This is a genomic window from Haloechinothrix salitolerans (genome assembly GCF_042662605.1).
GTDB classification, from domain to species: domain Bacteria; phylum Actinomycetota; class Actinomycetes; order Mycobacteriales; family Pseudonocardiaceae; genus Haloechinothrix_A; species Haloechinothrix_A salitolerans.
In genome coordinates this window covers 6,540,410-6,553,240 of sequence record NZ_JBHSXX010000001.1, presented here as the reverse complement: position 1 = coordinate 6,553,240, position 12,831 = coordinate 6,540,410, and the positions used below count along the sequence as shown (strand labels likewise).

Genomic DNA, 12,831 nt, shown 5'->3' with positions numbered 1-12,831 from the left:
GCACGGCACGATACACCCGGATGTATGAGGTTGTTCACGTCGGGTACAGCGTTCGTTCACGGTCTTCCGGGCCCACCACGGTCCTCAGCGCCGACATGCGGCAAGCCGACCGCGCACCCGGCCGACGACGCTCAGCCCGCCTCGCGCCATGTTCGCCAGCCGGGGATATTTCCGCGCGGCCCACTTGGCGCTCAGTCTGAGTGGCGACGCCGTCTCTCGATCGCCCAGCGTTCGTAGCTGCTCGCGCATCTCGTCCATTCGATGCAGCACACCGGCTAGCGCGTCGAGTGACGCGTCCAGCATTTCGGCGTCGCTGGCATCGTCGGGGTGGCGGGTGAGTTGCTCCGTTTCGTCCCAGATGGGAACAAGCTCCTCTAGATCGCCGACGACGTGATACTCGGCTTCCCGTAGCTCCCGAACGAGTTCCTTGGCCCGTTGTGTGACCCATTCCCTGTCCTCGACAGGCAGCCGCAGCGGTGTCGAGTCGGACCGCGCCGCGAGCACATCGACGGCGAGGTAGTGCTTGATCATGTTGTGATAGCTCGGGCCGTCCAGCGTGTCGATGATTCTGCTGTTGAGTCGCCGCAGCAGGTTCGTTTCGACGAGACCCATCGAGGGGTTGCGGACCGTCACGTCAGCAGGGCATTCTGCGGGGTCGATGCCGATGGTGCGCGCGAATCGTGGCCAGAGTGCGTCCTTATGGGTCGTACCGCGCGGGGGTGCTGTCACAATGTGGACCCGTTCCGGCGGGATGTCGCCAGCCCAGGTACGCAGCACCGATGGCAGGTTCTGGTAGTTCCAGAAGATGTTGGCGAAGAACGGGTTGACCGTGTCGTCGATACGCTTCAGCGAGTGCAGGTAGTCCGCATAGGTCAACAAGCCGCGGTTTTTGATGTCTTCCTGCCAGTGCGCGGGAATCTGACGTGCCAGGTCGCGGGCGGTTATCACGATGTGCACCTCGAGGCCCTCGAGATCCCGCATCGCGCGCCGCACGGTCTCGGCGTCCGCGAGTGAGAACATCTCGTGCGAGATGACGGCGGGACCGTCCCACCCGCGTACCGCTCCGACGACATTGCCCCAGGCACCTGCGATTTTCGGTCCGGACACTCCGTAGTAGTCCAAACCTCGCAGATCGTGCGCTGCCAGAAAATGCGCGTTTCCACTCGATTCCGGATAAAGGAGACCGAGTTCGCGCAACCGTGATCGCTTTCGCGTCATCACGTGCTGAAGGTATGTGGTTCCCGTTTTGGGTGCACCGATGTGCAGATACACGCGCCGTGAGCGATCGACCATGCCCCGAGAGGATAATGACCACCAAATGTTGACCGGCGGCGGGTCCGTTATCTGTTCGTTATGACCGAAGTGTCGTCAAATTGCGAGTCGCCGGGCTAAATCGGACTTGAAAGTACCGTTCGGATCGACGGCATCGCGGACTTTGCGCCATTCGTCCAATCGGGGATACATAGCGGCGAATCCTTCCGGGCTCATCCGGGAGTCTTTCGCCAGGTAGAGCCGTCCGCCCATGCTCATCACCCGTTCGTCAAGCTCCGTGCACAGCCGGTGCAAACCGTCTTTTATCGGAAAGTCGACGGTGATCGTCCAGCCTGGCATCGGGAACGACAGCGGTGCTCGGTTGCCCGCTCCGAATCGCTTAAAGACGTTCAGGAACGACACGTGGCCCGATTCGGCGATACGTCGCACGATCGCGCGAAATTCGTCATCCTTGCCGAATGGTGCTATGAATTGGTACTGGAGAAACCCATTTGGCCCATATGCCCGGTTCCACTTCCCGAACAGGTCCAGCGGGTGGTAAAACGCGGTCAAATTCTGCACCATGCCGCGACCGCGCTTCGGGGTTTTGCGATAGTAGAGTTCACCGATCGCGCTGAAGGTGAGTTGATTGGCAAGGCCGTTCGGGAAGATATCCGGCAGTGTCAACAGGGTAGGCGCGTCGAACTTCAGCGGGTGCGCGCGGAGCCTCTTCGGCAACTGGTCCAGCGTTGCCAGGGACCCTCTACCGAGCGCGGCCCGCCCGAGCCGCGAGTCGGTCGAGATGGAGTCGAACCAGGCCGACGAGTAGTCGTACCGGTCGTCGGAGCCGTCCGAGAACAGCTCGATGGTCTCGTCCAAGTCAGCCGTGCGGTCCGTGTCCGCGATGAAGTACGCGGTCTCGGTGTGCTTCATCGCGATCGTCGCGCGCAGCACGATGCCGGTCAGCCCCATGCCGCCGACCGTGGCCCAGAACAGTTCCGATTCCGGCCCGTCAGGGGTGAGTGTGCGAACCTCGCCGTCGGCGGTGAGCAGCTCCATGGACACCACGTGGTTGCCGAAGCTGCCCGCGCTGTGATGGTTCTTGCCGTGGATGTCCGAGCCGATGGCGCCCCCGACGGTGACTTGCCGGGTGCCGGGCAGCACCGGAACCCAGAGGCCGAATGGCAACGCGGCCCGCATCAGGGTGTCCAGGCTGACACCGGCGTCCAGCACGGCGAGCCCGCTGTTCGCGTCGATCGAGTGGATGCGGTTGAGCGCGGTCATGTCGATGACGACGCCGCCGGCGTTCTGGGCAGGGTCCCCGTACGATCGGCCAAGGCCGCGCGCGATGACGCCTCGCTCGCCCGCTTGCCGCACGGCGTTGATGGCGATATCTGGGTTCTCGGCCCGCACGACGTCGGCGACCGTGGGCGCCGTGCGTGCCCATCCCGTCAGTGCGGTCCTGCGTGGAGGGTGATGCGATGTGGCCACTCGCCCAGGGTAGCGAGTTGGCTGGTGAACACCCGCGCGACGTGCTTCGCGGCCCGCGGCCGACATTCAACGAGCCCCGCTCGCGGAGGCCTGGCGAGCGGGCTCGTTCCCCATCGTCAGGACCGTGTGGTCCCGCGCAGCTTGCGACGTCCGGTCTGCCAGAAGCGATACAGCGCGCCCATCACGCCTCCTCGCTGGGCTAGCTCAACGAGGCAACGCTTCACAATCTGACTTGCCGGTTCCTGGTGATTCCGCGGTGCCTCACCCTGCTGGGCCTGGTTGTGGCGCCGGTTCTCCATCTCTTGCTGCTGGTCCAGCGTCGGAATCTTGTTCTGGACGTGAGCGACAAGGCCGACTATGCCGTCGAGCGCCGCCTCGAGCAGCTCGCTGTCGGTCGCCTGGTCCGGCGTAGCTCCTTCGCGCGCGTGAGCACGGTCCGGCACCAGTTCGGCGAGATCACCCCACACCCGCGCGCCGGTCTGTTCAACCTCGGCGGCGATACGTTTGCCCTGTTCGATGGCCCATGGCCAGTGCTCGTCTGGCAGTACGAGCGCGGGCTCCTTTCCCTTGCGCTGGCTCAGCACCTGCTTGGAGAGAATCTGTTTGAACAGCCGCTCGGACTTTCGCCACTTCATGCCCCGCTTGTGGCTGAGAGTGTTGACCCGCCGCATCAGCTCAGCCGAGGTCACGCCGAGTGACGTGTTAACGCCGCGGGGTGGCGGGCTGTACTCGTCAGGCTTGATGCCGATCACCGCGGCGAACCGTTCCCACAACGCGCCAGGGTCGGCACCTGGTGGTGGGACCGTGATGACGTGCGTCCGCTCGGCGGGGATGACCTCGTTCCACTTGCGCAAGATCGCCCCGAGGTCCTGCTGCCGCCACACGCGTTTCCCCGCGTCGATGGGGGCTGACTCGGGATCGCGCACGGCGGCGATGAAGTCCTGCCACGAGCAGGTCATCCAGTTTTGCATGTCCTCTTGCCACGTGGCTGGAATGTTGCGTGCGAGATCCCGGCCGGTCAGGATCACGTGAACTTCGGCAGGCGCGAGAGTCTCCACCGCGTGGCGGATGTGGTCCGGCTGCGCACCGCCAGCCAGCCATTCCATCGAGATGACGGCGGCATGCCCATCCCACGCGTGGATCTCGTCGACCAGGCGTTGCCAGGATCCGGCCACGATCGAGGGACGGTAATCGTGCGGGTTGATGTTCGCGAGATCGCGTGCCGCGTAGACCTGGTCACCCCAGTGACGGCCGGGCCACAGCACACCGCGTTCGGCAAGAAGCTCCTTGTTGCTCTTCATCACGTCCTGTAGGTACGTGGTCCCCGATTTCATCGTGCCGATGTGGAGGTAAACCGTCTTCGCGCTCAACGCCTGCTCTCTTCCTGTGAACGTCTGACTCAAGTCTCACCCGTATACCCCCTCGGAGCGAGCGGGAGGGTACCCTGCTTGCGAGGTGGCGGCAGGGTAAGTCGAGGGCGTCCAATTATGCACCCTTGTGCGGTACGCACTGTAGCGAACCTCGCGACGGTGTCCCTCTTGGCCAGCTCCGGCGCGCGCTAGCGACGACCATCGGTTGTGCGGCCTGCCGCGCGCCGCGACTCGGGACTACTAGGGCTGCGGCTCGCGAGTGCGTGTCACTGTGCCAGCTGTTCGTCGGGTGACCGCTTAGACTCGCCGTCTCGGCTGCTGGTAAGCAGAGATACGTCGAGTTCAAAGAGAGTGCAATGAAAAGGTAAAGCGGTGGTGACAGAATCCGTGGCGAGTGGACCGAGATTTTCTAGGCGAGACGCCCGTTCTCGATCGGTCTTCGCGCAACTGGTCCGTTTTGGGGCCGTCGGCGCCTTCTGCGCGGTGCTCGATTTCGGTACCTACAAGACGTTGCTCGCATTCGGCATGGACGTCTCTCCGCTGATCGACATCGCGCGTGGCGTCAGCTTCATCATCGGGACGACAACCGCCTACGTGCTCAACAAGCGGTTCACCTTCGACGCGACCGGCGGTATCCGCCAGGCCAGCGGTTTCATGATGCTCTACGGCTCGACGTTCGCGGTCGCGGTAGGCGTCAACTCCGCGTTGTTGCACACATTGCCAACAACCGGCTGGCGAGAGGACCTCGCCTGGGTGGTTTCCCAGGCAACGGCCACGACGATTAACTTCGTCATGCTCAGGTTCGTGGTGTTTAGGGAACGGGCTCGGCAAACTGGTCGGTCAGTGGAAAGTAAAGATTCGTTACGTGGTTGATGTGGGTGAAGGCGCGGAAATCGCACCATGTACCTTGACCCCGCGAACCGAAGCCCCGCGTTGCATGGCAGACAGTAATCAGGAATGAGGCGCGATGTCCGGCAAGACAGTTCCGGAGAGTAAGAAGGCCGAGGACATGGCCGAGGCTACGCAGACCGACTCGACTAACGGTCATTCCGCCACGGCGACTGCCGAGGATCTGGCGAAGGCCAAGGCGGACAACGAGCCCATCCTCACCGAACACGTGTCGCATGGTCGCCTGCTCGCCCAGCGTGGCCTGTTCGTCGGGCCGTCCGACTTGGTAAGCCGGGATCTCTACGCGAGGGTCTCCGAGCACAGCAAGGGCATCGTCACGCGCACGCGCGACACCCTGACCGTTGGGCCGAACGCCGAGGTCACGACCAATACGTACTTCGGCAGGTTCCCCGCGTCCTACTGGCAGCGCTGGACCACGGCACGGGATGTGACGGTCGAGCTGACCGCCACCGGTACTGGCAGCGTTTACATCGGGGCGTCGGACTACGAAGGCGAGCCGCGCCGGGTGACGTCGTCCCATGTCGCCGACGCCGCCGCTCAGCGGGTCACGCTGGACGCTAAGATCGACAAGTTTTTCGACGGCGGCGCGATGTGGCTGGAGATCGAGACCGGCTCGGGCGAGTCGCTCACGATCGAGAACGTTCGCTGGACCGTCGACGCACCGGAGAAGATCCGGCCGACCGCGGTGACCATCTGCACGATGAACCGCGCCGACGACTGCCTGTCCAACCTGCGCGCGCTCGCCGATGACATCGACTCCATGGAGACGCTCGACGTCATCTACGTCGCCGACCAGGGTACGGACACGGTTGACTCCCGTGAGGGCTTCGCCCAGGTCGCCAGTGACCTCGGCGCGAAGCTGGAGTACATCCAGCAGCCCAACCTCGGTGGTGCGGGCGGCTTCACCCGTGGCCTCTACGAAGTCGCGAGCCACACCGAGACCGAACACGCCAACGTGCTGTTCATGGACGACGACGTGCTGCTCGAGCCGGACATTATCGTCCGCCTCACCGCGTTCTCGAACCGCTCGGCCGCGCCCGCCATCATCGGCGGTCAGATGCTGAACCTGCTGCACCCGCACCAGTTGCATCGGAGTGCCGAGTACGCGCTGCCGAACACACTGGAGACCGGCCAGGTCGTCAAGCACGCGCTCGCCCGCGCTGACCTGCTGCGCCTAGATCCCCGCAGTGGTAAGCCCAGGCAGCAGGAGCGCCGCGTCGATGGTGCCTACAACGGCTGGTGGGCCTGCCTCATCCCGTACGAGATCGTCGCGAAGTGTGGCTACCCGCTGCCGTTCTTCTTCCAGTGGGACGACCAAGAGTACGGCTTCCGGGTGAAGTCCAAGGGCTTCCGTACCGTCACGTTGCCCGGTGCTGGAGTCTGGCACGCGGACTTCCACTGGAAGGACTGGGACGAGTGGCACCGCTACTTCAACCTGCGTAACGCGATGATCACCGCGGCGCTGCACACGCCGTTCGACATCAACCTGCTCGCCAAGACGGTCACCGGGCACATGATCCGGTACCTGCTCGGCATGCAGTACGCGCTGACCGCCACGCTGTTCAAGGCGGTCGAGGACTTCCTCGAAGGGCCGGACGTCCTGCACGACGGTGGCGTCAAGGCGATGCAAGAGATCCGTGAGCTTCGGTCGCACTACCCGGAGTCGAAGCGCCACGATGCCACCGAGGTGCCCGGCGTCGGCTCGAACCGGATCGCCATCGTCAACGCGGGTCCGACGCCGACCAGGAAGAACCTGGTTATGATCAAGCGGATCATCGACAAGCTCCGCGGCAAGCACCGCTACAAGATCGGCCAGATCCCGGTCACCGATGCGCAGTGGTGGCACGTCGCGTTGTTCGAGACCGCCGTCGTCACTGACATGTCGCAGGAAGGCGTGCGGCTGCGCAAATACGACAAGCAGGAGATGATGCGGCTCGCCAAGCGCGGGTTCAAGCTGATCCGCCGTCTGCGCAAGGAAGGCCCCGCCGTGCGGGAGCAGTACAAGAAGGCGATGCCGGAGTTGACCAGCCGGGAGAACTGGCAGCGGCTGTACCGGTTGTGAGGTGAGTGGCGGGCCGGGCGGCGGCGCAGCCGCCCCATCGGCCCCGGTTCGCTGTTGATCTGAAGACGTTGCGGTCGCCATGACGACCACAATGTCTTCAGATCAACTTGTCGGACGGCGACCCGACGGACGTTGCCCGACGTCGCGCGGATCAGTAGCGGAAGAAGCGCTCGCGCTGGCCCTGCCGGACCAGCCGCAGCCACCGCACGAACTCGCGTGGGCTGTGCTTGTGGCCGATGAAGTACAGCCCGAACCGGATAACCTCAAGCATCCCCAGCTTGCGCATGCCGGGCTGGGAGAGCAGGTAACCCCGGTTGCGGTAGGTGAAGTACCGCTTGACGTCGTTCTCCGGGTCCTGCGCGTGGAATTTGCCCCACAGCATCGGCTTGAACTCGTCCGAGCCGTCGGGGTGCAGGTAGCGCACCTTCAGCGACGTCCCGAACGGCAGCCCGGAGCGCACCAGCCGCCGATGGACTTCGACCTCGTCGCCACGGAAGAACAGCCGCAGATCGGGCACGCCAACGACGTCCAACGTCGACGCGCGGAACAGCGCCCCGTTCATCAGTGAGGCGATGCCGGGAAGGAAGTCCTCGCCCAGCTCCTCCGACGTGCGCTTCCATGTAAGGCCGCGTCGTAGCGGGAAGGCGAGCTGATCCGGGGTGTCGATGTTGACGACCATGGGCGAGATGGCGGCCAGCTCGCGCGTCGTCGCTTCGTTGAGCAGGACTTCGAGTACGTGCTCATCGGCTGGCCTGCCGTCGTCGTCGGCGCACCAGACCCAGTCCGCTCCCATCGCGAGAGCGTGCAGCATGCCGAGCGCGAATCCGCCCGCGCCGCCGAGGTTATGGTGTGACGGCAGGTAGGTATGCGGCACGCCCGCCGCCTCGACGACGTCCTTGGCCGGCTGATCAGGGCCGTTGTCGACGACGATGAGGTGGTCGACCGGCCTTGTCTGCGCCGCGACGATCTTGAGGGAGTTGGCGAGCAGTTCGCGTCGATGCCGGGTGACGACGACCGCCACCACTGATCCGGTCGGCAGTGCCTGCCGCTCGCTCGACTCAGTCACTGGTCACCGCCGGTCGAGGGGGTGCCGGTGCTCGCCGGGTTGCTATCGGCCGCCGCGGGCTTGCCGTCGGACGTGGGCTGAGTGGGGCTGTCTGAGTTCCCGCCCGCGGGTGTAGCGCCGTTCGCGCCAGCACCCTTACCGCCACCGGCGCGGGGGCCGCCGCCAGCGCCAGGGCCCTTGCCGCCACCGCGACCGCCTCGGCCGCCGGGACCGCCCTTGCCCTTGCCGCCGGGGCCCTTCTTCACGCCGCGCCGGGCCGCCCGCTTTTCGAAGGGGTCCTTGCCCTTGTATTCCGTCAGCACGTCGCGCAGCGGGCCTTGCTGCTTCATCTCCCCGCCGTCCATCCAGATGGCTGACGTGCAGAGGTCCATGAGCAGGCCGTCTTGGTGGGAGGCGAAGACGAGCAGGCCGGAGCGGTTGACCAGGTCGACGAGCCGGGAGCGCGCCTTCTTGAGGAACGCGGCGTCGACCGCGCCGATGCCCTCGTCGAGTAGCAGGATTTCCGGATCGATCGACGTCACGACGCCGAGCGCGAGCCGCACCCGCATGCCGGTGGAGTAGGTGCGCAGCGGCATCTGGAGGTAGTCACCCAGCTCGGTGAAATCCGCGATGTCATCGACCCGTTTCTCCATCTGTTTGCGGGTCATGCCCAAGTAGAGGCCACGGACGATGATGTTCTCGTAGCCGGAAGTCTCGTTGTCCATGCCGACACCGAGGTCGAACACGGGCGCGACCCTGCCCCGGATCTTCGCGGTGCCCCTCGTCGGTTCGTAGATCCCCGACAGCAGCCGCAGCAGGGTCGACTTGCCCGCGCCGTTATGCCCCACGAGGCCGACGCGATCGCCCTCGGACAGCGAGAGGTTGATGTCGCGCAGCGCCTCGATGATGGGCACCTTGCTGTCCATGCCGATGTGGCCGCCGACCTTGCCGAGCACGCGTTTCTTCAGCGAACGGGTCTTGGCGTCGAAGATCGGGAAGTCGACGTAGGCGTTACGGACCTCAATACTGACCATGAGTCACACCCAATACGAGACACGGGCACGGTAGTTGCGCAACACCACCAGGGTGAGGCACCAGCCAATGACGGTGACGCTGAGAACGATCCACCAGTGGTGCCAGCTCTGCTCGCCACCGATCAGCGGCGCCCGCACGATCTGCAGGAAGTGATACATCGGATTGAGCTGGTAGATCAGCGTGCGTGGCCCGGTGTCGGCTCCTTCGCCGAACTTCGCGGCCAGGGTGTCAACAGACCACACGATCGGCGTCATGAAGAACAGCAGACTGCTGATCGAGTCGATGAACTGCGGGACGTCCCGAAACCGGGTGGAGATGATGCCGAACAGGAGGACGACCCACACGCTGTTGATCAAGAAAATCGCGAGAGCGGGGATCGCGAGCAGGGAGTACCAGCCGAGCCCGGGGTGTACGTCCTTCGCGTTGTCGACCAGCTTGTACGGCTCGTTCAAGCTCGTGAAGAACACCGCGATGACGATGACGTAGATGACGAGGTTGTGCAGGAAGATGATTGACAACCGCCACGTGGTGCGCAGTGCGTAAACCGTCAGCGGCGAGGGGAGGTGTTTGACGAGACCCGCGTTCCTGATGAACGTGTTCGACCCCTCTTTGAGGGACGACATGATGAAGTTCCAGGTGAGAAACCCCGCCGTGATGTACGGCACGTACGCGCTGATCGGAGCGCCGAAGAGCTGGGAGTACAGCAGCCCGAGGCCGATCGCGGTGATACCCATGCTGAGGGTGATCCACAGCGGCCCGAGTGTCGACCGGCGGTAGCGCTGCCTGATGTCTTGCCAGCCGAGGTGACTCCACAACTGGCGGGTGCGTAGGCCCGCGCCGATGTCGGCGAACGCGCGCCTGAACGTGCGCGACTTGTCCGTGTCGACCGCGGCTGGTTGGGTCCTGACGGGCGGCTCCGTCGTGCTTGTTTGCTGCACGAGCCATGAGGGTACCGGTCCGCTGCCGGGGCGGTTATGGCAGGCAGGACGTGCGACCGGACGAGCGGTGAGCCACGTCGATCGGCGTCTGGGATGTCGTATTCCGGTGTTTTCCCACTGCCGCGCGTCGGTGTCACAGGTGTCACAGGGCGCTCACCGGGAGCGCCTTCAAACGGGGACCAAAACTGATCGAGTCCGACCCCGCGTAGAGCACCACGCTCGCGGTGAAGGCGTCGCCCGCCTGACGCTCGACACGTCGTAGCCCAGCGAAGTAAGGCGTCCGGCAACTGAGCTGCTGTCCAAGTAGCCGTGAGATTCGTGTCCAAGTGGCCGCGTAGCGCGCGCATCCTTCGCCCTCCTGTGTCCCGTGTCATGCCGGTCGGACATCATGTGCGCGGACGTCGAACAGAAGGAGGTGCGGCCGTGACCCGGCTGCTGCTGCGGTCCGATGCGTCGGGCGCCATGGGGATCGGTCACGTCGGCCGCGCCGTCGCGTTCGCGGAAGAGGCGACGGCGCGAGGCTGGCAGGTCACCCACTCCGGCACCGTCGAGAACGCTGACTGGCTGGTCAGCCGGCTTGACGAGCTCGGTGTGAAGCGGGTGCCCGCCGCCGACGGTCCCGCCGCGCTCGGTGTGCTCGCCGCTGACGCGGATGTCGTGCTCGTCGACCACTACGACCTCGATGAGCTGCGCGACCCGGTCAACGCCGCCGGTGCGCTGCTCGTCTCGGTTGAGGGCGGGACGTTCGGTCGCAGGGCGGCGGACATCGTCGTGGATGCGGCGCTCCGGCCGCACGAACGGCCGGACGACGGCTCGCCGACCGTGCTCACCGGACCCCGCTACGCGCCGATCCGCCGGACCGTGCGCGACGCGCGTGAGCGCCGGAGCACCACATCACCCGACGGCGACCCGCCGCGTGTCGTCGTCGTGCTCGGCGGTGGGTCATTGTGGCGCGACACGGTGACGGCGCTCCTGACCGCGCTGCGCGACACCGAACAGCCGTTCCACGCGGACGTTCTCGCCCACGGAGACCCGGACGTCCCCACCGAGGGCAAGGGGCAGCGGTTCGACGTCGTCGCGCCGCATGACGGCCTGCCCAATCTGTTCGCCGACGCGGATCTGGTCATCAGCGCGGCGGGGATAACCCTGACCGAACTGTGCTGCATCGGTTCGCCCGCCGCGGTGGTCCAGCTCGTGGACAACCAGGCGATGAACTACGAGGCGGCCGTCGAACTGGGCGTCGCTGCCGGGCTAGGCACAGCGGAAGACCTGGCCGAGGACAACTCGGGTGCGGTTCGCGAGCTACGGCGGTTGCTGACCGACCGCGAACCGCGTGTGGCCTACGGCGACCGTGCCGCCGACATCGTCGACGGCGATGGCGGGGGACGAGTGCTCGACGTTGTCACCGAGCAGTTGGCGGAGGCTCCGAAACGCCCAAGCACGGCCGAGCGGCTGGCGGCGGTAGCCGAGCAGGCGGATGCGGACGAACCGCCGGCGGAATCGGCCGATTCGTCTCCGTCACTGGCGGAGGATGCGCCCTAGGATGTCGGCATGGCGCCCTGGGATCATCCACGAGACCGTATCTACTACCTGATCACCCCTGCCGGGTTCCCGAACTACGGCGATGAGCTGATCGCCGACGGCTGGCTGCGCTACCTCGCCGAGGTAGCGCCGGACGCCGAGGTATGGGTCGACACCCACTCGCCCGGCCCGGCTCAGCTGCTGCACGGCGCCACGCATCCCAGGGTGCGCTTCGTCGACACGCTGTGGCGGCTGTGCGGTGACGCCACCCGCGAGCTGGACTCGGACGACCCGTGGGAGGTCGCGGCGTGGGTGCAGCGCGCGGTCGCCGACCCCGGAATAGCTCCCGCGCGGCAGCACGGCATCGCACAGCTGCACCGCGCCGACGTCTTCCACGTGCTCGGCGGCGGATACGTGAACGGCATCTGGCCGCACCACTTCGGCTTGCTCGGCGGGGTCGCCGCCGTCGCGCGGACCACCAACGCGCGCACCGCGATGACCGGTCAAGGCCTCGTCCCGGTGCCTGAGGACGCGACCCCGCTGCTGCGGGCGCTGACCGGACGGTTCGACGTCGTCGACGTCCGGGACGCGGAGTCAGCCGACGTCCTCGGCATCGAGCCCGGGTTGGACGATGCGTTCCTAGCCATCGCGCAGCGGCCCGCCGTCGCGCCGGAGGACGTCTGGCCGGGCCAGGCGCCGCCCGAGGTGATGGTGTGCGTGCAGTCTGACCGCAACGACACCGGCCCCGGCGCGCTCGCGGGGGCGGTGCTGTCGCTGTTGCGGGTGTGGCGGGTGCGGCCGGAGACGGTGTGCTTCCTCGAGGGCATCCCGCGGGTCGACAACCGGATCGTCGGGCTGATCGAGCAGGAACTGCCTGGTGCGCGCTTCTACTCGTTCGCCGAGTTGTGGGACAACGGCTTGCCCGTGATGCCCTCGCAAACGTGGGTGTCGACGCGGTTCCACCTGCACCTGGTCGCCGCGGCGGCCGGAGCGTCCGGGATCGCGGTGCCGATCAGCGAGAACTACTACACGACCAAGCACCGCTCGCTGCTCGACCTCGGGTCCAACTGGACGTTGCTGTCCGACTTCGGCGAGCTTCCCGCGCGCCCCGGCCGGGGCGGATTCGACACGGAGACGCTGGACGGGTACCGCAAGCGCAAGCGCCAGCTGGCGGAGTCGGTGTACGCGGTGTGAAGTGACACGCCGCTG

9 protein-coding genes and 1 pseudogene are annotated in these 12,831 nt (G+C 65.8%); 4 read left to right on the top strand and 6 right to left on the bottom strand.

Annotation, left to right across the window (positions count from 1 at the left end; translation table 11 throughout):
* Positions 1–84 precede the first annotated feature (84 nt).
* The 3 genes from ACFQGD_RS31480 to ACFQGD_RS31470 all read right to left on the bottom strand — a co-directional run bounded on the left by ACFQGD_RS31480 (position 85) and on the right by ACFQGD_RS31470 (position 4,145).
* The gene (locus ACFQGD_RS31480) at positions 85–1,218 is read right to left on the bottom strand and encodes a hypothetical protein (RefSeq protein ID WP_345391612.1); all 1,134 of its coding nucleotides are present in this window, start codon (positions 1,216–1,218) and stop codon (positions 85–87) included.
* A 150-nt stretch (positions 1,219–1,368) separates the two neighbouring features.
* On the bottom strand, positions 1,369–2,742 hold the full coding sequence (locus ACFQGD_RS31475; RefSeq protein WP_345391609.1) for an FAD-binding oxidoreductase: 1,374 nt from the start codon (positions 2,740–2,742) through the stop codon (positions 1,369–1,371).
* Positions 2,743–2,858: 116 nt separating this feature from the next.
* A complete protein-coding gene (locus ACFQGD_RS31470) occupies positions 2,859–4,145 on the bottom strand; it encodes a hypothetical protein (protein WP_345391606.1) in 1,287 nt (428 codons plus the stop codon).
* 354 nt (positions 4,146–4,499) lie between these two features.
* On the opposite strand from ACFQGD_RS31470, the gene ACFQGD_RS31465 reads away from it, so the two are divergent.
* Positions 4,500–4,985, top strand: coding sequence for a GtrA family protein (locus tag ACFQGD_RS31465; RefSeq protein WP_345392427.1), 486 nt, complete (start codon positions 4,500–4,502; stop codon positions 4,983–4,985).
* 136 nt (positions 4,986–5,121) lie between these two features.
* Positions 5,122–7,083: a glycosyltransferase gene (locus ACFQGD_RS31460; RefSeq protein WP_390183443.1), complete on the top strand. Its 1,962-nt coding sequence runs from the start codon at positions 5,122–5,124 to the stop codon at positions 7,081–7,083.
* Positions 7,084–7,234: 151 nt separating this feature from the next.
* Here the strand turns inward: ACFQGD_RS31460 and glfT1 are convergent, their stop codons facing one another.
* The 3 genes and pseudogenes from glfT1 to wzm form a co-directional block, all read right to left on the bottom strand.
* Positions 7,235–8,149: a galactofuranosyltransferase GlfT1 gene (glfT1, locus tag ACFQGD_RS31455; protein WP_345391600.1), complete on the bottom strand. Its 915-nt coding sequence runs from the start codon at positions 8,147–8,149 to the stop codon at positions 7,235–7,237.
* A gap of 266 nt (positions 8,150–8,415) precedes the next feature.
* Positions 8,416–9,162, bottom strand: a pseudogene (gene wzt / locus ACFQGD_RS31450) (galactan export ABC transporter ATP-binding subunit Wzt/RfbE); the annotation flags it as partial.
* Positions 9,163–9,165: 3 nt separating this feature from the next.
* Positions 9,166–10,101 carry a galactan export ABC transporter permease subunit Wzm/RfbD gene (gene wzm / locus ACFQGD_RS31445; protein ID WP_390183416.1) on the bottom strand — a complete coding sequence of 312 codons (936 nt, stop codon included), beginning with the start codon at positions 10,099–10,101 and terminating at the stop codon, positions 9,166–9,168.
* Between the two features lie 423 nt (positions 10,102–10,524).
* On the opposite strand from wzm, the gene ACFQGD_RS31440 reads away from it, so the two are divergent.
* Both ACFQGD_RS31440 and ACFQGD_RS31435 read left to right on the top strand, forming a co-directional pair.
* Positions 10,525–11,643 carry a spore coat protein gene (locus tag ACFQGD_RS31440; RefSeq protein ID WP_345391597.1) on the top strand — a complete coding sequence of 373 codons (1,119 nt, stop codon included), beginning with the start codon at positions 10,525–10,527 and terminating at the stop codon, positions 11,641–11,643.
* Positions 11,644–11,652: 9 nt separating this feature from the next.
* On the top strand, positions 11,653–12,816 hold the full coding sequence (locus tag ACFQGD_RS31435) for a polysaccharide pyruvyl transferase family protein (RefSeq protein ID WP_345391594.1): 1,164 nt from the start codon (positions 11,653–11,655) through the stop codon (positions 12,814–12,816).
* Positions 12,817–12,831: the final 15 nt, after the last annotated feature.